The following is an 18161-nucleotide window of genomic DNA, read 5'->3' as shown; positions in this document are numbered from 1 at the left end:
GGATATCCCCTGAGTTGAAAGCCGGTGAGGCAAAAACAGCCGCCATTGTAACGGCCCAGAGGCGACTTATCCACATGTAGGTTGCTCACAGACAGCTATAAATCAACGATTTATGCCTGAAGCACACGACAAACGGTCGACGCCTAAGCTCTGTGGATAACCCGTCTTCAGCCCATTGCATAAGTCAGGCTTGAACTCTGTGCATAACTCGCCTGTGGATAAAACAGCGTTCCATGCACAGCTTTTCCGAGGGTCCGGCACAGGCAGGGCACCGTTTCTCGACAACCTTTCTAACCTCTGTACACATTGAATAACAAGGGCTGTGAGAGGTTATCCACAGAAAAGCGCTACCTAAGAGTTATAAGCTTTATAAAGAAGCTTTAAATACTCTCTTCTTTTTATTTCTATAACAGGATCGGGTCAGCCTAGCGGTGAACGAGAGGAAGAGGACGTTCAGCTATAAAAAGACGCCCATGAAGAAAAGCTGGTTGGAAATTGACCTGCGGGCCCGCTTTCTCTAGAATCCCCGGTCTCTTAAAACGGGGGCCATTCCGGCCCGTAGTGGACGAACCAGGTAACACGCCATGAAACGTACTTTCCAACCCAGCACTATCAAGCGCGCCCGCACCCACGGTTTCCGTGCACGCATGGCCACCAAAAACGGCCGCGCAGTTCTTTCGCGTCGTCGTGCCAAAGGCCGTAAGCGTCTGGCAGTTTGATAAATCGGCACAGGAGGTGAGTCGAGACTTCAGTCGGGAAAAGCGTTTGCTCACTCCCCGGCATTTCAAGGCAGTCTTTGACTCCCCTACCGGTAAGGTTCCGGGGAAAAATCTCCTGCTCCTTGCGCGCAACAACGACCTTGATCATCCCCGCCTGGGGCTTGTGATAGGTAAAAAGAGCGTGAAGCTTTCCGTCGAGCGCAATCGTTTGAAACGCCTGATGCGCGAATCATTTCGCCAACACCAAGACAGTTTGGTCGGTTGGGATATCGTTATCGTCGCGCGTAAAGGCTTGGGTGACGTAGAAAACCCTGAACTGATTCAGCATTTCGGCAAGCTCTGGAAACGTCTGGCGCGTAGCCGACCCATTCCGGAAGAAAAATCCGAACCTGCAGGGGTAGACAGTCCAGATGCGTAAACTGGCACTCGTTCCGATCCAGTTTTATCGCTATGCCATTAGCCCGCTGATGGCCAGTCACTGTCGTTTCTACCCCAGTTGCTCCTGCTACGCGTATGAAGCCATCGAGAATCATGGCCTTTTGCGCGGTGGCTGGCTGTCAATTCGTCGTCTTGGTCGCTGTCACCCATGGAATCCCGGTGGTTATGACCCGGTTCCAGCTGTCCCCACCTCCCGTTCTTCTTCGATGGCCGAGTAATCATGGATATTAAACGCACGATCCTGATCGTCGCCCTGGCAATCGTGACCTACGTCGGGGTTCTGAAATGGAACCAAGACTATGGCCAGGCTGCCATGCCGACCCAGAATGTTGCAGCCAGCACCACCGCACCGGGTATTCCGGACACGGCCGCTGGTACTAATGGTTCTGCAAGTGCCGATGTTCCAAGCGCAAACGCTACTGCCAATACGGCTGCAGCACCTCTTGAAACTCCGGCCGTAGCCAGCAAAGACCTTATCCACGTCAAGACCGATGTGCTCGATCTGGCGATCGATCCGGTGGGTGGCGACGTCGTTCAACTTCGTTTGCCTCTGTACCCGCGTCGTCAGGATCGTCCTGACGTTCCGTTCCAGTTGTTCGACAACGGTGGCGAGCGTACTTTTCTGGCACAAAGTGGCCTGACCGGGACCAATGGTCCTGATGCTCGCGCTGCCGGTCGTCCGGTTTACACCTCCACACAAAAGACTTATCAACTGGCTGACGGCCAGGACACGATGGTCGTGGATCTGAAATTCTCGGAAAACGGTGTCAATTACATCAAGCGCTTCACGTTCAAGCGCGGTCTGTACGATCTGGTCATGACTTACGTTGTGGATAACCAGAGCGCACAACCCTGGTCCGGCAATCTGTTCGCGCAATTGAAGCGCGATGCCAGCTCCGATCCTTCTTCGACGACTGCTACCGGCACTGCTACCTATCTGGGCGCTGCCCTGTGGACTGCGGCCGAGCCGTACAAGAAAGTGTCGATGAAAGATATCGATAAGGGCCAGGTCAAGGAAACTGTCCAGGGCGGCTGGGTTGCATGGTTGCAGCACTACTTCGTGACTGCGTGGATTCCGGATCACAACGCAACCAACGCCGTTCAGACCCGCAAAGACAGCCAGGGTAACTACATCATCGGCTTCACCAGTCCGACTCTGTCGGTTGCACCTGGTGCACAAGGTGAAACCAGTGCCACCCTGTATGCAGGTCCGAAAAGCCAGGCGGTACTCAAAGAGTTATCCCCAGGCCTGGAGCTGACTGTCGATTATGGTTTCCTGTGGTTCATCGCCCAGCCTATCTTCTGGCTGCTGCAACACATCCACGCCATCCTCGGCAACTGGGGCTGGTCGATCATTGTTCTGACCATGCTGATCAAAGGCCTGTTCTTCCCGCTGTCCGCAGCCAGCTACAAGTCGATGGCACGCATGCGCGCCGTGGCTCCGAAGCTTGCACTGCTGAAGGAACAGCATGGCGATGATCGTCAGAAGATGTCCCAGGCAATGATGGAGCTGTACAAGAAAGAGAAGATCAACCCGCTGGGTGGATGCTTGCCTATTCTTGTGCAGATGCCGGTTTTCCTTTCGCTGTACTGGGTACTCCTGGAAAGCGTGGAAATGCGTCAGGCACCATGGATCCTGTGGATAACCGACCTGTCGATCAAGGACCCGTTCTTTATCCTGCCGATCATCATGGGCGCGACCATGTTCATCCAGCAGCGTCTGAACCCGACTCCGCCGGACCCGATGCAGGCCAAGGTCATGAAAATGATGCCGATCATTTTCACGTTCTTCTTCCTGTGGTTCCCTGCCGGTCTGGTTCTGTACTGGGTTGTGAACAACACCCTGTCGATCGCTCAGCAGGCTTACATCACTCGCAAGATCGAAGCGGCTACCAAGAAAGCAGCTGTCTGATCTAACCTGTGAATAAGTTCTACAAGACGCCCCCTCGTGGGGCGTTTTGCTATCCGTCATTTGTCCGGGAGCCGGAGCATGAACGTTCCTCGTGAAACCATTGCCGCCATCGCCACAGCCCAAGGGCGTGGCGGTGTGGGTATCATCCGGGTGTCAGGTCCTCTGGCGGGCAAGGCCGCCGAAGCCATTATCGGTCGGACCCTCAAGCCACGATTTGCCCACTACGGACCTTTTGTAGATGGCACCGGGCAGGTGCTCGATGAAGGTATCGCACTGTATTTTCCGGGACCCAACTCGTTCACCGGCGAGGATGTACTGGAACTTCAGGGTCATGGCGGCCCCATCGTTCTGGACATGCTGCTGCAGCGCTGCCTGCAACTGGGCAGCCGCCTGGCTCGTCCGGGAGAGTTCAGTGAGCGTGCGTTTCTCAATGACAAGCTCGATCTTGCCCAGGCGGAAGCGATTGCCGACCTGATCGAGGCGAGTTCTGCACAGGCAGCGCGCAATGCACTGCGCTCGCTGCAGGGCGCTTTCTCGCGGCGTGTGGATAACTTGACCGAGAAATTGATCAGCCTGCGTATCTACGTAGAGGCTGCAATCGACTTCCCCGAAGAGGAAATCGACTTCCTTGCCGATGGCCACGTTCTGAATATGCTCGATGACGTGCGTGCCGAGTTATCCACAGTGCTGCGTGAAGCCGGGCAGGGTGCCTTGTTACGCGACGGCATGACCGTGGTGATTGCCGGACGCCCCAATGCGGGCAAATCCAGTCTGCTGAACGCTCTGGCGGGCAGGGAGGCGGCGATTGTCACCGAGATCGCCGGCACCACCCGTGATGTACTGCGAGAACATATCCACATAGATGGAATGCCCTTGCACGTCGTCGACACCGCAGGGCTGCGGGATACTCAAGACCAGGTGGAAATGATCGGCGTGCAGCGCGCACTCAAGGCCATCGGCGAAGCTGACCGGATTCTGCTGGTGGTGGATGCGACCGCGCCGGAGGCAGCCGACCCGTTTGCACTGTGGCCCGAATTCCTCGAGCAGCGCCCGGACCCGTCGAAAGTCACGCTGATACGCAACAAGGCAGATCTGAGTGGAGACCCCGTCGATCTGCAGACCAGCGTTGATGGCCACGTCACCATCAGCTTGAGCGCCAGGTCTGGTGGCGAAGGGCTTGAACTGCTGCGCGAACATCTCAAGGCCTGCATGGGCTATGAACAAACCTCGGAAAGCAGCTTCAGCGCGCGTCGACGCCACCTTGAGGCGCTGCGCCATGCCAGTGACTCGCTGGAACACGGCAGGGCTCAACTCACCCTGGCGGGCGCTGGAGAGCTGCTGGCCGAAGACCTGCGTCAGGCACAGCAAGCGCTTGGCGAGATTACCGGCGCATTCAGTTCCGACGACCTGCTTGGCAGAATCTTCTCCAGCTTCTGCATAGGCAAGTGATCACTCCCGACTAAGACAAGGCATGGCCCGCCCTGGGTCATGCCTTCAAGCACCACAAGACGCCTCTTTCAGCGGCAGCGTTATCCACATACTCCGCCATTTCCTCCTTTAATTTTGTCTCGACACCTGAATCTGACGAGCAGGAATGCCCGAGGGATGGATTTTCCGTGCCTGATTTTTGCTGAATAGCCGTTTTTTTGTGGATTAAGCCCTGTGAATAACTGCCCTTTAGCTCGGTGGGTAAGCAGGGTGCAAACCTGAAGATAAATCCCCCTGTGGACAAGTGACTATCTTATCAACAGGCTCAGGACGGTTATCCAACCCCCTCATCCCCACATGAACACAGACTTTTGAATCTCTGTACACATTGAAAATAAAGGCCTGTAGAAATCTATCCACAGAAAGGTGGCTCAGTAAGAATAAACATAAAAACAAGGCTTTATAAACTTTCTTTCCTTTTTATTTTCTTTATCCGTGACTTTTCCACAGCTGGTTAAATTTTGTCCAGCGGGTTTCATTCAGGTGGGGTAAGTCCCTATACTTGTCAGCTATCCCAATTTCTCATCGACAACAGGCACGAGGTGCGTGGTGGATTTCCCTTCCCGTTTTGAAGTGATCGTCATCGGTGGCGGTCATGCCGGTACCGAGGCCGCACTGGCGTCGGCACGCATGGGTGTCAAAACCCTGTTGCTGACCCACAACGTGGAAACACTCGGCCAGATGAGTTGCAACCCGGCCATCGGTGGTATCGGTAAAAGCCATCTGGTCAAGGAAATCGACGCGCTGGGCGGCGCCATGGCCATGGCTACTGACAAGGGCGGTATCCAGTTCCGCGTGCTGAACAGCCGCAAGGGGCCTGCCGTACGTGCAACCCGTGCACAGGCCGATCGCGTGCTGTACAAGGCAGCCATCCGTGAAACCCTGGAAAATCAGCCGAATCTGTGGATATTTCAGCAAGCCTGCGATGACCTGATCGTCGACCAGGATCAAGTGCGCGGCGTCGTGACCCAGATGGGTATGCGCATATTTGCCGATTCCGTGGTGTTGACCACAGGTACGTTCCTTGGCGGACTTATCCACATCGGTATGCAAAATTATTCGGGCGGTCGGGCAGGTGATCCTCCTTCGATCGCACTGGCGCAACGACTGCGTGAGCTGCCGCTGCGCGTCGGCCGCCTGAAAACCGGGACCCCGCCACGCATTGACGGGCGTTCTGTGGATTTCTCGGTGATGACCGAGCAACCAGGTGACACGCCGATCCCGGTCATGTCGTTCCTGGGCAACAAGGAACAGCATCCGCCGCAGGTCAGTTGCTGGATTACTCACACCAACGCGCGGACTCACGAGATCATTGCGTCCAACCTTGATCGCTCGCCGATGTATTCGGGCGTGATCGAAGGTATTGGTCCACGTTACTGCCCGTCGATCGAAGACAAGATCCACCGGTTTGCCGACAAGGAAAGCCACCAGGTCTTCATCGAGCCGGAAGGGTTGACCACGCACGAGCTATACCCGAACGGTATTTCCACGTCGTTGCCATTTGACGTGCAACTGCAGATCGTCCGGTCGATTCGCGGCATGGAGAACGCACACATCGTTCGCCCTGGTTACGCCATCGAATACGACTATTTCGACCCGCGTGATCTGAAATACAGCCTGGAAACCAAGGTCATCGGCGGTCTGTTCTTCGCTGGCCAGATCAACGGCACGACCGGTTACGAAGAGGCTGGTGCCCAGGGTTTGCTGGCCGGGACCAATGCCGCGCTGCGCGCACAGGGTCGAGACAGCTGGTGCCCGCGTCGCGATGAAGCGTACATCGGCGTTCTGGTCGATGACCTGATCACGCTTGGTACGCAAGAGCCTTACCGGATGTTCACCTCCAGGGCCGAATACCGTTTGATCCTGCGCGAAGACAACGCTGACCTGCGACTCACCGAAAAAGGCCGCGAACTGGGCCTGGTCGACGATGCCCGCTGGGCTGCGTTCTGCACCAAGCGTGAAAGCATCGAGCTGGAAGAACAGCGTTTGAAAAGTACCTGGGTGCGTCCCGGTACCAAGCAGGGCGATGCGATTGCCGCACACTTCGGCACGCCACTGACCCACGAATACAATTTGCTCAACCTGCTGACCCGTCCGGAAATCGACTATGCCAGCCTGATTTCAATCACTGGCCAGGGCTGCACCGATCCCCAGGTCGCCGAGCAGGTCGAGATCAAGACAAAATACGCCGGTTACATTGATCGCCAGCAGGATGAAATTGCCCGTCTGCGCGCCAGTGAAGACACCCGCCTGCCGGAAGACATCGATTACGCCGCGATATCCGGCCTGTCAAAAGAAATCCAGAGCAAGCTGGGGATAACTCGTCCGGAAACGCTCGGACAGGCATCGCGCATCCCCGGTGTTACGCCTGCAGCGATATCGCTGTTGATGATTCATTTGAAAAAACGCGGCGCGGGCCGTCAGTTGGAGCAAAGCGCTTGAGTTCTATGGTCACCCCGCAACACGCCCAAGAGTTATCCACCGGTGCCAGGGAATTGGGGATTGACCTCAGTCCGGCCCAGCACGAGCAATTGCTGGCGTATCTGGCGTTGTTGATCAAGTGGAACAAGGCCTACAACCTGACTGCGGTACGCAACCCGGACGAAATGGTATCGAGGCATCTGCTCGACAGTCTCAGTGTGGTGCCCTTCATCGAAGGAACACGCTGGATCGACGTCGGCAGCGGCGGTGGGATGCCCGGCATTCCCATGGCCATCCTGTTTCCGGAGCGCAAAGTGGCGCTGCTGGACAGCAATGGCAAGAAAACCCGGTTTCAGACCCAGGTCAAACTTGAGCTGAAACTGGATAATCTTGAAGTTATCCACAGCCGTGCAGAAAGTTATCAGCCCGAAGTGCCTTTCGACGGGATCATCTCCCGTGCGTTCAGCAGCCTGGAAGACTTCACCGGCTGGACCCGTCACATGGGCGACGTCAATACACGCTGGCTGGCAATGAAAGGGCTGCATCCTGACGATGAGCTGGTAGCATTGCCCTCGGATTTTCACCTCGATAGCGCACACGCCTTGACCGTTCCGGGTTGCCAAGGCCAACGCCATCTGCTGATACTGCGCCGCACGGCATGACTGGGAACACAAGCAAGAATGGCTAAGGTATTCGCGATAGCGAACCAGAAAGGTGGGGTCGGCAAGACCACCACATGCATCAACCTCGCCGCGTCACTGGTCGCGACCAAGCGCCGTGTGCTGCTGATCGACCTCGATCCCCAGGGCAATGCGACCATGGGCAGCGGTGTGGATAAACACAACCTGGAAAACTCCGTCTACGACCTGTTGATCGGCGAATGCGATCTGGGCGAGGCCATGCAGTTTTCCGAGCACGGTGGTTATCAACTGCTTCCGGCCAACCGTGATCTGACGGCGGGTGAAGTGGTTCTGCTGGAAATGCAGATGAAAGAGAGTCGTCTGCGCAATGCGCTGGCGCCCATCCGCGAGAATTACGATTACATTCTCATCGATTGCCCACCTTCGCTGTCGATGCTGACTCTGAATGCGCTGGTCGCGGCAGACGGCGTAATTATCCCCATGCAGTGCGAATACTTTGCACTCGAAGGTCTCAGTGACCTTGTGGATAACATCAAGCGCATCGCTGAACTGCTCAACCCGCAGCTGAAAATCGAAGGTTTGCTGCGCACCATGTATGATCCGCGGCTGAGTCTGATCAACGACGTTTCGGCGCAGCTCAAGGAACACTTCGGCGAGCAGTTGTACGACACCGTGATCCCGAGAAACATCCGTCTGGCCGAGGCTCCGAGTTTCGGCATGCCCGTGCTGGCGTATGACAAGTCGTCTCGCGGTGCGCTGGCCTATCTGGCCCTGGCAAGTGAACTGGTTCGTCGTCAACGTCGCGGCGCAAAAACCGCTCAGCCAACCTAAGGAATTCCCATGGCCGTCAAGAAACGAGGTCTCGGACGTGGGTTGGACGCACTTCTGAGCAGTCCAACCGTCAGTTCGCTGGAAGAACAGGCCGTCAAGGCCCCGCCAAGTGAGTTGCAGCATGTGCCGCTGGACCTGATCCAGCGCGGCAAGTACCAGCCGCGCCGTGACATGGACCCGCAGGCACTCGAAGAACTTGCGCAGTCGATCAAGTCGCAGGGCGTGATGCAGCCGATCGTGGTGCGTCCTATCGGTGACAACCGCTTCGAGATCATTGCGGGCGAGCGTCGCTGGCGTGCCAGCCAGCAGGCGGGAGTCGAGACGATCCCGGCGATGGTCCGCGATGTGCCGGACGAAACCGCGATTGCGATGGCGCTGATCGAGAACATCCAGCGTGAGGACCTCAACCCGATCGAAGAGGCCATGGCACTGCAGCGCCTGCAGCAGGAGTTTCAACTGACCCAGCAGCAGGTGGCCGATGCCGTCGGCAAGTCGCGAGTCAGTGTGGCCAACCTGTTACGCCTGATTGCCTTGCCGGAGGCCATCAAGACGATGCTGTCTCATGGCGACCTGGAAATGGGTCATGCTCGCGCCTTGCTCGGGCTGGATGAAGATCGGCAGGTCGAAGGTGCGCGACACGTTGTCGCACGCGGGCTTACCGTGCGCCAGACCGAAGCACTGGTCAGGCAGTGGCTGAGCGGCAAGGCAGAGGCTGCCGAGCCGGTGAAGACCGACCCGGACATCAGCCGCCTGGAACAGCGCCTGGCCGAGCGTCTGGGCTCTGCAGTGCAGATTCGTCACGGTCAGAAGGGCAAAGGGCAATTGGTCATCCGTTACAACTCGCTGGACGAGCTTCAGGGAGTGCTCGCTCACATCCGCTGAAACAATTGCTCTGTAGCGTATAGTCGGAAATCACTACCCGACTGTTGAATAGGGGCTTAACCGCCCCTATACTCTGCGCGCATTTTGTCGGCACAAATTATGCCAAGTTATTGATTATGGCGACCGACATCAAAGGAGCAGTTGCGATGGAATCCCGCATGCCAGACCGCTTGCCGTTCTATCGCCTGGCGGTTTTCCCGCTTTTGCTGGCTCAATTGATCGTGCTGCTCATGGCCGCATTGGTGCTGTGGCAGTGGCAAGGAGTCGTTGCAGGATATTCGGGACTCTGCGGAGGCCTGATAGCCTGGCTACCCAATTTATACTTTGCTCACAAGGCATTCCGGTTTTCCGGGGCCAGAGCAGCGCAAGCCATCGTTCGGTCGTTCTACGCCGGCGAGGCAGGCAAACTGATTTTCACGGCAGTGCTTTTTGCATTGACGTTCGCAGGTGTGAAGCCTTTGGCGCCGCTGGCTGTATTCGGCGTGTTCATGTTGATCCAGGTGGTCAACTGGTTCGCTCCCCTGCTTACGAGAACAAGACTTTCGAGACCTTAGGGCGTTTGAGGCAACCATGGCAGAGCAAACAGCTTCGGGCTATATCCAGCACCACTTGCAGAACCTTACCTTCGGGCACCTGCCCAATGGCGAATGGGGCTTTGCCCACACCGCAGCGGAAGCCAAGGAAATGGGTTTCTGGGCCTTCCACGTCGATACCCTCGGCTGGTCGGTTGCGTTGGGTCTGATTTTCGTTCTGATCTTCCGCATGGCGGCCAAGAAGGCAACTTCCGGTCAGCCTGGCGCACTGCAGAACTTCGTCGAAGTGCTGGTCGAGTTCGTCGACGGCAGCGTGAAAGACAGCTTCCACGGCCGTAGCGCGGTTATCGCGCCACTGGCGTTGACCATTTTCGTCTGGGTCTTCCTGATGAACGCGGTCGACCTGGTACCGGTGGACTGGATTCCACAGCTGGCGATGATGATCTCGGGTGACTCGCACATTCCGTTCCGTGCCGTGTCGACCACTGACCCGAACGCCACGCTGGGCATGGCCCTGTCCGTGTTCGCACTGATCATTTTTTACAGCATCAAGGTCAAGGGCATCGGCGGTTTCATCGGCGAGCTGACCCTTCACCCGTTCGGCAGCAAGAACCTGTTCGTTCAGGCGCTGTTGATCCCGGTCAACTTCCTGCTGGAATTCGTGACGCTGATCGCCAAGCCGATTTCCCTGGCTCTGCGTCTGTTCGGCAACATGTATGCTGGCGAGCTGGTCTTCATCCTGATCGCTGTGATGTTCGGCAGCGGTCTGTTGTGGCTCAGCGGTCTGGGTGTAGTGCTGCAGTGGGCGTGGGCTGTGTTCCACATCCTGATCATCACCCTGCAAGCGTTCATCTTCATGATGCTGACCATCGTCTACCTGTCGATGGCTCACGAAGATAACCATTGAGATTCGTCTCAGGACGCGTCTGATGACCGTCTCGCCAGTGGCGAGGCGGTGCCCGCAAGGGCTGATGTAGAAACGATTTTGTTTTACCGCTTCAATTAAAAAAACCTAACCAATACGACGTAAAAGTCGGGAGGAAAGATGGAAACTGTAGTTGGTCTAACCGCTATCGCTGTTGCACTGTTGATCGGCCTGGGCGCACTGGGTACTGCAATCGGTTTCGGCCTGTTGGGCGGCAAGTTCCTGGAAGGCGCAGCGCGTCAGCCGGAAATGGTTCCAATGCTGCAAGTTAAAATGTTCATCGTTGCGGGCCTGCTCGACGCCGTGACCATGATCGGTGTTGGTATCGCTCTGTTCTTCACCTTTGCGAACCCCTTCGTTGGTCAACTCGCTGGCTGATCACTCGAATTTTCGAGTTGATTGGTGTGATGGACAACGAACGAGCGAGGTGTTGGCGTGAACATTAATGCAACCCTGATTGGCCAGTCCGTTGCGTTCTTCATTTTTGTGCTGTTCTGCATGAAGTTCGTGTGGCCTCCGGTCATCGCGGCTTTGCACGAACGTCAGAAGAAGATCGCGGATGGACTGGACGCTGCTTCCCGAGCAGCTCGCGACCTGGAGCTGGCCCAAGAAAAAGCGGGTCAACAACTGCGCGAAGCTAAAGCTCAAGCAGCCGAGATCATTGAGCAAGCCAAGAAACGCGGTACCCAGATTGTCGACGAAGCCCGTGAAACGGCACGCGTTGAAGCTGACCGTGTGAAGGCTCAGGCTCAGGCCGAGATCGAGCAGGAACTGAACGGTGTCAAAGACGCCTTGCGCGCCCAGTTGGGTAGCCTGGCAGTCAATGGCGCAGAGAAGATCCTGGGTGCCACAATCGATCAAAACGCGCACGCGGAGCTGGTTAACAAACTGGCTGCTGAAATTTAAGCGAGGGCGATCATGGCAGAACTGACCACGTTGGCCCGACCTTACGCGAAGGCGGCCTTCGAGCATGCGCAGGCCCACCAGCAGCTGGCCAATTGGTCAGCCATGCTCGGCCTGGCTGCTGCGGTGTCGCAAGACGACACCATGCAGCGCATGCTCAAGGCCCCGCGACTGACGAGCGCACAAAAGGCCACCACTTTTATTGAAGTGTGTGGCGAAAAGTTCGATGCCAAGGCACAGAATTTCATTCACGTCGTTGCTGAAAACGACCGCCTCCCGCTTTTGCCGGAGATCGCCGAACTGTTCGACCTGTACAAGGCCGAGCAGGAAAAATCGGTCGATGTGGATGTCACCAGTGCTTTTGCATTGAACCAAGAACAGCAAGACAAACTCGCCAAGGTTCTCAGTGCACGGCTCGGCCGGGAAGTGCGCCTGCATGCTGCGGAGGATGCCTCTCTTATAGGGGGTGTCGTCATCCGCGCCGGCGACCTGGTTATCGATGGCTCAGTTCGTGGCAAGATCGCGAAACTAGCCGAAGCATTGAAATCTTGAGTTTGAAGGGGCAGCAGAGCAATGCAGCAACTCAATCCTTCCGAAATAAGTGAAATCATCAAGGGTCGCATCGACAAGCTCGATGTAACCTCCCAAGCCCGTAACGAAGGCACAGTCGTCAGCGTGTCTGACGGTATCGTGCGGATTCATGGTCTGGCCGACGTAATGTACGGCGAAATGATCGAGTTTCCGGGCGGCGTCTACGGTATGGCGCTGAACCTTGAGCAAGACTCCGTGGGTGCCGTTGTACTGGGCGCTTACACGACTCTGGCTGAAGGCATGAGCGCCAAGTGCACTGGCCGCATCCTCGAGGTTCCGGTGGGTAAGGAACTGCTGGGTCGCGTTGTCGATGCACTGGGTAACCCAGTTGACGGCAAAGGTCCGCTGAACAACACCGAGACCGATGCGGTCGAGAAAGTTGCTCCAGGCGTGATCTGGCGTAAGTCGGTAGACCAGCCTGTACAGACTGGCTACAAGGCTGTCGATGCCATGATTCCTGTCGGCCGTGGCCAGCGTGAGCTGATCATCGGTGACCGTCAGATCGGTAAAACCGCTCTGGCCATCGACGCAATCATCAACCAGAAGAACAGCGGCATCTTCTGCGTCTACGTAGCGATCGGTCAGAAGCAATCGACCATCGCCAACGTTGTTCGCAAGCTCGAAGAAAACGGCGCACTGGCTAACACCATCGTCGTGGCTGCAAGTGCTTCCGAATCCGCTGCGCTGCAGTTCCTTGCACCGTACTCGGGTTGCACCATGGGCGAGTTCTTCCGCGACCGCGGTGAAGACGCGCTGATCGTTTATGACGATCTGTCCAAGCAAGCAGTGGCTTACCGCCAGATTTCCCTGCTGCTGCGCCGTCCACCAGGCCGTGAAGCTTACCCAGGCGACGTGTTCTATCTCCACTCCCGTCTGCTGGAGCGCGCATCGCGTGTTTCCGAAGAGTACGTAGAGAAGTTCACCAACGGCGCAGTGACCGGCAAAACCGGTTCCCTGACCGCACTGCCGATCATCGAAACCCAGGCTGGCGACGTTTCCGCGTTCGTTCCGACCAACGTGATTTCCATCACCGACGGTCAGATCTTCCTGGAATCGGCCATGTTCAACTCCGGCATCCGTCCGGCTGTGAACGCCGGTGTTTCGGTATCCCGTGTGGGTGGTGCCGCTCAGACCAAGATCATCAAGAAGCTTTCCGGTGGTATCCGTACCGCTCTGGCTCAGTACCGTGAACTGGCGGCATTCGCCCAGTTCGCTTCTGACCTGGACGAGGCGACCCGCAAGCAACTTGAGCATGGTCAGCGCGTTACCGAGCTGATGAAGCAGAAGCAATACGCACCAATGTCGATCGCTGACATGGCGCTGTCGCTGTATGCCGCTGAGCGTGGGTTCCTGACTGACGTCGAAATCGCCAAGATCGGCAGCTTTGAACAAGCGCTGATTGCTTACTTCAACCGCGATCACGCCGATTTGATGGCGAAGATCAACGTGAAGGGTGACTTCAATGACGAAATCGATTCTGGCATGAAAGCCGGCATCGAGAAGTTCAAGGCCACCCAAACCTGGTAAGCCGCAGCGGGGGCCGCAAGGCTCCCGCTTGCTAACCTGATAGGTGTTACATGGCAGGCGCAAAAGAGATTCGCAGCAAGATTGCGAGCATCAAAAGCACGCAAAAGATCACCAGCGCCATGGAAAAAGTGGCGGTCAGCAAAATGCGCAAGGCTCAAATGCGCATGGCTGCTAGCCGTCCTTACGCGGAGCGCATTCGTCAGGTGATTGGTCATCTGGCAAACGCCAACCCGGAGTACCGCCACCCGTTCATGATTGAGCGCCCTGTGAAGCGCGTTGGTTATGTCGTCGTGAGCAGTGACCGTGGTCTGTGTGGTGGCTTGAATACCAACCTGTTCAAGACTCTGGTCAAGGACATGGCGGTGAACCGTGAAAACGGTGTAGAGATCGATCTGTGCGTGGTCGGCAGCAAAGGTGCGGCATTTTTCCGCAACTTCGGCGGTAACGTCGTCGCTGCGATCAGCCACCTGGGCGAAGAGCCGTCGATCAACGACTTGATCGGCAGCGTCAAGGTGATGCTGGATGCTTACCTGGATGGCCGTATTGATCGCCTGTCCGTGGTATCCAACAAGTTCATCAACACCATGACCCAGCAACCAACAGTGGAGCAATTGATTCCGCTGGTGGCAACCCCGGATCAAGGGCTCAAGCACCACTGGGACTATCTCTACGAACCCGATGCCAAAGAGCTGCTAGACGGCCTTATGGTTCGCTACGTGGAATCGCAGGTGTACCAGGCGGTGGTCGAGAACAACGCAGCTGAACAAGCAGCGCGGATGATCGCGATGAAGAACGCCACAGACAACGCCGGTGATTTGATCAGCGATTTGCAGCTGATCTACAACAAGGCGCGTCAGGCAGCGATCACCCAAGAGATCTCGGAAATCGTCGGCGGCGCTGCCGCGGTTTAACGGTTCAAATATTAGAGGAACCAGCTAATGAGTAGCGGACGTATCGTTCAAATCATCGGCGCCGTGATCGACGTGGAATTCCCACGCGATAGCGTACCGAGTATCTACAACGCGCTGGAAGTTCAGAGCGCGGCAGGAACCACCCTGGAAGTTCAGCAGCAGCTGGGCGACGGCGTGGTTCGTACCATTGCGATGGGCTCCACCGAGGGCTTGAAGCGTGGTCTGGAAGTCACAGACTCTGGCGCAGCCATCTCCGTACCGGTCGGTAAAGCGACGCTGGGCCGGATCATGGACGTGCTGGGCAACCCGATCGACGAAGCTGGCCCGATCGCCACCGAAGAGCGCTGGGGCATTCACCGTCCTGCACCGTCCTTCGCTGAGCAGGCAGGCGGCAACGACCTTCTGGAAACCGGCATCAAGGTTATCGACCTGGTCTGCCCGTTCGCCAAAGGCGGTAAAGTCGGTCTGTTCGGTGGTGCCGGTGTCGGCAAGACCGTAAACATGATGGAACTGATCCGTAACATCGCCATCGAGCACAGCGGTTATTCCGTGTTCGCCGGTGTGGGTGAGCGTACTCGTGAGGGTAACGACTTCTACCACGAGATGAAGGACTCCAACGTTCTGGACAAAGTGGCACTGGTCTACGGTCAGATGAACGAGCCGCCGGGTAACCGTCTGCGCGTAGCACTGACCGGCCTGACCATGGCCGAGAAGTTCCGTGACGAAGGTAACGACGTTCTGCTGTTCGTCGACAACATCTATCGTTACACCCTGGCCGGTACCGAAGTATCCGCACTGCTGGGCCGTATGCCTTCCGCAGTAGGTTACCAGCCGACTCTGGCTGAAGAGATGGGCACTCTGCAAGAGCGCATCACTTCCACCAAGAATGGTTCGATCACCTCGATCCAGGCCGTATACGTACCAGCGGACGACTTGACTGACCCGTCGCCAGCGACCACGTTTGCCCACTTGGACGCCACCGTCGTACTGTCCCGTGACATCGCCTCCCTGGGTATCTACCCGGCGGTAGATCCACTGGACTCGACTTCGCGCCAGCTGGACCCGAACGTCATTGGCCAGGAACACTACGACACCGCTCGCGGCGTTCAGTATGTGTTGCAGCGCTACAAAGAGCTGAAAGACATCATCGCGATCCTGGGTATGGACGAGCTGTCGGAGACCGACAAGCAGTTGGTTAACCGTGCTCGTAAGATCCAACGCTTCCTGTCCCAGCCTTTCTTCGTGGCAGAAGTCTTCACCGGTGCTTCGGGTAAATACGTTTCCCTGAAAGACACCATTGCTGGCTTCAAAGGCATCCTCAACGGTGACTACGACCACCTGCCAGAACAAGCGTTCTACATGGTCGGCGGCATCGAAGAAGCGATCGAGAAAGCCAAGAAACTGTAATCCCGGCGCCCGGCAACGGGCGCTATTAGGTTGAGGCAAGCAAATGGCTATGACAGTCCATTGCGACATCGTCAGCGCGGAAGGGGAAATCTTCTCCGGTCTGGTCGAGATGGTGATTGCGCACGGCAACCTGGGTGATATCGGTATCGCTCCAGGCCACGCGCCGCTGATCACTGATCTGAAGCCGGGCCCGATCCGCTTGATCAAGCAGGGTGGGGAAGCCGAGGTGTTCTACATCTCCGGTGGTTTCCTTGAAGTTCAGCCGAACATGGTCAAGGTGCTTGCCGATACTGTGCAACGTGCTGCCGACCTGGATGAAGCTTCTGCTCAGGCGGCCGTACTGGCTGCAGAGAAGGCCCTGAACGAGAAGGGCGCAGATTTCGATTACGGATCTGCAACTGCTCGTCTGGCCGAGGCTGCAGCTCAGCTGCGCACCGTTCAGCAAATTCGCAAGAAGTTCGGCGGCTAACCCTGCTGCACTCGATGCGCGATTGAGAAAAAGGGTAGCCTCGGCTACCCTTTTTCTTTTTTCAGATTTCCTCTTTCAAGTCAGCCCGTCTTCGGTCCGGTTGCCGCTCAGTTGGTAGTCCTATCATGTCTCTCGATATCGTTATTCTCGCTGCTGGCCAAGGTACCCGGATGCGTTCCGCGCTGCCGAAGGTTCTGCACCCCGTGGCCGGCAATTCCATGCTGGGTCATGTTATCCACAGCGCGCGTCAGTTATCCCCAAGTGGCATACATGTCGTGATCGGCCACGGCGCTGATGCCGTGCGTGAGCAGCTGGCAGCCGATGACTTGAATTTCGTGATGCAGGACAAGCAACTCGGTACCGGCCATGCGGTTGCTCAGGCGCTGCCCGCGCTCACGGCTGACACCGTATTGATTCTTTATGGCGATGTACCGTTGATCGAAGTGGAAACGCTTTCGCGCCTGCTCGAACGGGTCAACCCGCAGCAACTGGGTCTGCTGACCGTTACGCTGGATGACCCTACCGGTTACGGCCGTATCGTTCGCGATGATCAGAATCGTGTTTGTGCCATCGTTGAGCATAAAGACGCGAGTGACGCGCAGAAGGCTATCACCGAAGGCAATACCGGCATTCTCGCCGTGCCGGCCGCTCATCTCGCTGACTGGCTGGGGCGGCTGTCCAACAACAATGCCCAGGGCGAGTATTACCTCACCGACGTGATAGCCATGGCGGCTAATGACGGCCTGGTGGTTGCCACAGAGCAGCCCCACGACGCGATGGAAGTGCAGGGCGCCAATGATCGCAAGCAGCTTGCCGAGCTGGAGCGTCATTACCAGATGCGCGAAGCCCGTCGTCTGATGGCGGCTGGTGTGACCCTGCGTGACCCTGCGCGCTTCGATGTGCGTGGTGAAGTCAGCGTCGGTCGCGATGTGCTGATCGATATCAATGTGATTCTTGAAGGCAAGGTCGTGATCGAGGATGACGTGGTCATCGGTCCGAACTGCGTCATCAAGGACAGCACCCTGCGCAAGGGTGTCGTCGTTAAAGCCAACAGCCACATCGAAGGTGCGATCCTGGGTGAGGGCAGTGACGCAGGTCCGTTTGCACGCCTGCGACCAGGCAGCGTGCTGGGTGCCAAGGCGCATGTGGGTAACTTTGTCGAGCTCAAGAATGCGAACCTGGGCGAGGGCGCCAAGGTCGGCCACCTGACGTATCTGGGCGACGCCGAAATTGGCGCACGCACCAATATCGGCGCCGGTACCATTACCTGTAACTACGATGGTGCCAACAAGCACAAGACCACGTTGGGTGCAGACGTCTTCATCGGTTCCAACAACTCTCTGGTTGCGCCTGTGGATATCCTGGACGGTGCGACGACTGCAGCCGGTTCGACCATCACCCAGAACGTGCCTGCTGAACAACTAGGCGTAGCCCGCGCCCGCCAACGTAATATCGAAGGCTGGAAGCGTCCGGTGAAAATCAGCAAAGACTGAGTTATCCACAGTTCCTGATGACCCGCGTGCCGATGCTCAGCATTGGCACGCGTCCATAACTATTCACAGT

19 protein-coding genes are annotated in these 18161 nt (G+C 56.9%); all 19 read left to right on the top strand.

What is annotated here, in order from left to right:
• Nucleotides 1-584: 584 nt before the first annotated feature.
• Nucleotides 585-719, top strand: coding sequence for a 50S ribosomal protein L34 (rpmH, locus tag AC54XV_RS27125; protein WP_002551315.1), 135 nt, complete (start codon nucleotides 585-587; stop codon nucleotides 717-719).
• 16 nt (nucleotides 720-735) lie between these two features.
• Nucleotides 736-1137, top strand: a complete 402-nt coding sequence (gene rnpA / locus AC54XV_RS27120) for a ribonuclease P protein component (RefSeq protein WP_002551314.1) — start codon at nucleotides 736-738, stop codon at nucleotides 1135-1137.
• The gene (yidD, locus tag AC54XV_RS27115; RefSeq protein ID WP_002551313.1) at nucleotides 1130-1375 is read left to right on the top strand and encodes a membrane protein insertion efficiency factor YidD; all 246 of its coding nucleotides are present in this window, start codon (nucleotides 1130-1132) and stop codon (nucleotides 1373-1375) included. The genes rnpA and yidD overlap by 8 nt, the downstream gene beginning before the upstream one ends.
• Before the next feature lie 2 nt (nucleotides 1376-1377).
• The gene (gene yidC / locus AC54XV_RS27110; RefSeq protein WP_003401421.1) at nucleotides 1378-3069 is read left to right on the top strand and encodes a membrane protein insertase YidC; all 1692 of its coding nucleotides are present in this window, start codon (nucleotides 1378-1380) and stop codon (nucleotides 3067-3069) included.
• 78 nt (nucleotides 3070-3147) lie between these two features.
• Entirely contained in the window at nucleotides 3148-4518 is a 1371-nt protein-coding gene (mnmE, locus tag AC54XV_RS27105; RefSeq protein ID WP_060409248.1) for a tRNA uridine-5-carboxymethylaminomethyl(34) synthesis GTPase MnmE, read from the top strand.
• A gap of 588 nt (nucleotides 4519-5106) precedes the next feature.
• Nucleotides 5107-6999 (top strand): tRNA uridine-5-carboxymethylaminomethyl(34) synthesis enzyme MnmG, encoded by a 1893-nt coding sequence (gene mnmG, locus AC54XV_RS27100; RefSeq protein WP_104652684.1) that lies wholly within the window; start codon nucleotides 5107-5109, stop codon nucleotides 6997-6999.
• Complete coding sequence (rsmG, locus tag AC54XV_RS27095; protein WP_003367844.1) at nucleotides 6996-7640, top strand: 16S rRNA (guanine(527)-N(7))-methyltransferase RsmG; 645 nt, start codon at nucleotides 6996-6998, stop codon at nucleotides 7638-7640. Before mnmG ends, rsmG begins: the two co-directional genes overlap by 4 nt.
• Before the next feature lie 18 nt (nucleotides 7641-7658).
• Entirely contained in the window at nucleotides 7659-8450 is a 792-nt protein-coding gene (locus AC54XV_RS27090; RefSeq protein ID WP_002555991.1) for a ParA family protein, read from the top strand.
• A 9-nt stretch (nucleotides 8451-8459) separates the two neighbouring features.
• On the top strand, nucleotides 8460-9332 hold the full coding sequence (locus tag AC54XV_RS27085) for a ParB/RepB/Spo0J family partition protein (protein ID WP_496717555.1): 873 nt from the start codon (nucleotides 8460-8462) through the stop codon (nucleotides 9330-9332).
• A 146-nt stretch (nucleotides 9333-9478) separates the two neighbouring features.
• Nucleotides 9479-9886: a F0F1 ATP synthase subunit I gene (locus AC54XV_RS27080; RefSeq protein ID WP_002555989.1), complete on the top strand. Its 408-nt coding sequence runs from the start codon at nucleotides 9479-9481 to the stop codon at nucleotides 9884-9886.
• A 16-nt stretch (nucleotides 9887-9902) separates the two neighbouring features.
• Nucleotides 9903-10772 carry a F0F1 ATP synthase subunit A gene (gene atpB / locus AC54XV_RS27075; protein ID WP_003315954.1) on the top strand — a complete coding sequence of 290 codons (870 nt, stop codon included), beginning with the start codon at nucleotides 9903-9905 and terminating at the stop codon, nucleotides 10770-10772.
• Between the two features lie 138 nt (nucleotides 10773-10910).
• Nucleotides 10911-11168: a F0F1 ATP synthase subunit C gene (gene atpE, locus AC54XV_RS27070; RefSeq protein WP_002555987.1), complete on the top strand. Its 258-nt coding sequence runs from the start codon at nucleotides 10911-10913 to the stop codon at nucleotides 11166-11168.
• A gap of 57 nt (nucleotides 11169-11225) precedes the next feature.
• A complete protein-coding gene (locus AC54XV_RS27065; RefSeq protein ID WP_003401414.1) occupies nucleotides 11226-11696 on the top strand; it encodes a F0F1 ATP synthase subunit B in 471 nt (156 codons plus the stop codon).
• 12 nt (nucleotides 11697-11708) lie between these two features.
• Entirely contained in the window at nucleotides 11709-12245 is a 537-nt protein-coding gene (locus tag AC54XV_RS27060) for a F0F1 ATP synthase subunit delta (protein WP_003315956.1), read from the top strand.
• Between the two features lie 21 nt (nucleotides 12246-12266).
• On the top strand, nucleotides 12267-13811 hold the full coding sequence (gene atpA, locus AC54XV_RS27055) for a F0F1 ATP synthase subunit alpha (RefSeq protein WP_002555984.1): 1545 nt from the start codon (nucleotides 12267-12269) through the stop codon (nucleotides 13809-13811).
• Between the two features lie 50 nt (nucleotides 13812-13861).
• Nucleotides 13862-14722, top strand: a complete 861-nt coding sequence (gene atpG / locus AC54XV_RS27050) for a F0F1 ATP synthase subunit gamma (RefSeq protein WP_003367855.1) — start codon at nucleotides 13862-13864, stop codon at nucleotides 14720-14722.
• 27 nt (nucleotides 14723-14749) lie between these two features.
• Complete coding sequence (atpD, locus tag AC54XV_RS27045; protein WP_002555982.1) at nucleotides 14750-16129, top strand: F0F1 ATP synthase subunit beta; 1380 nt, start codon at nucleotides 14750-14752, stop codon at nucleotides 16127-16129.
• A 43-nt stretch (nucleotides 16130-16172) separates the two neighbouring features.
• Nucleotides 16173-16598, top strand: a complete 426-nt coding sequence (locus AC54XV_RS27040) for a F0F1 ATP synthase subunit epsilon (protein WP_003413751.1) — start codon at nucleotides 16173-16175, stop codon at nucleotides 16596-16598.
• A gap of 125 nt (nucleotides 16599-16723) precedes the next feature.
• On the top strand, nucleotides 16724-18091 hold the full coding sequence (gene glmU / locus AC54XV_RS27035; RefSeq protein ID WP_060409247.1) for a bifunctional UDP-N-acetylglucosamine diphosphorylase/glucosamine-1-phosphate N-acetyltransferase GlmU: 1368 nt from the start codon (nucleotides 16724-16726) through the stop codon (nucleotides 18089-18091).
• Nucleotides 18092-18161 lie beyond the last annotated feature (70 nt).

The sequence above is a fragment of the Pseudomonas fragariae (ex Marin et al. 2024) genome (genome assembly GCF_059621105.1).
Note: the sequence above shows the minus strand (reverse complement) of the source record. Positions and strands in the feature narration are given on the sequence as shown.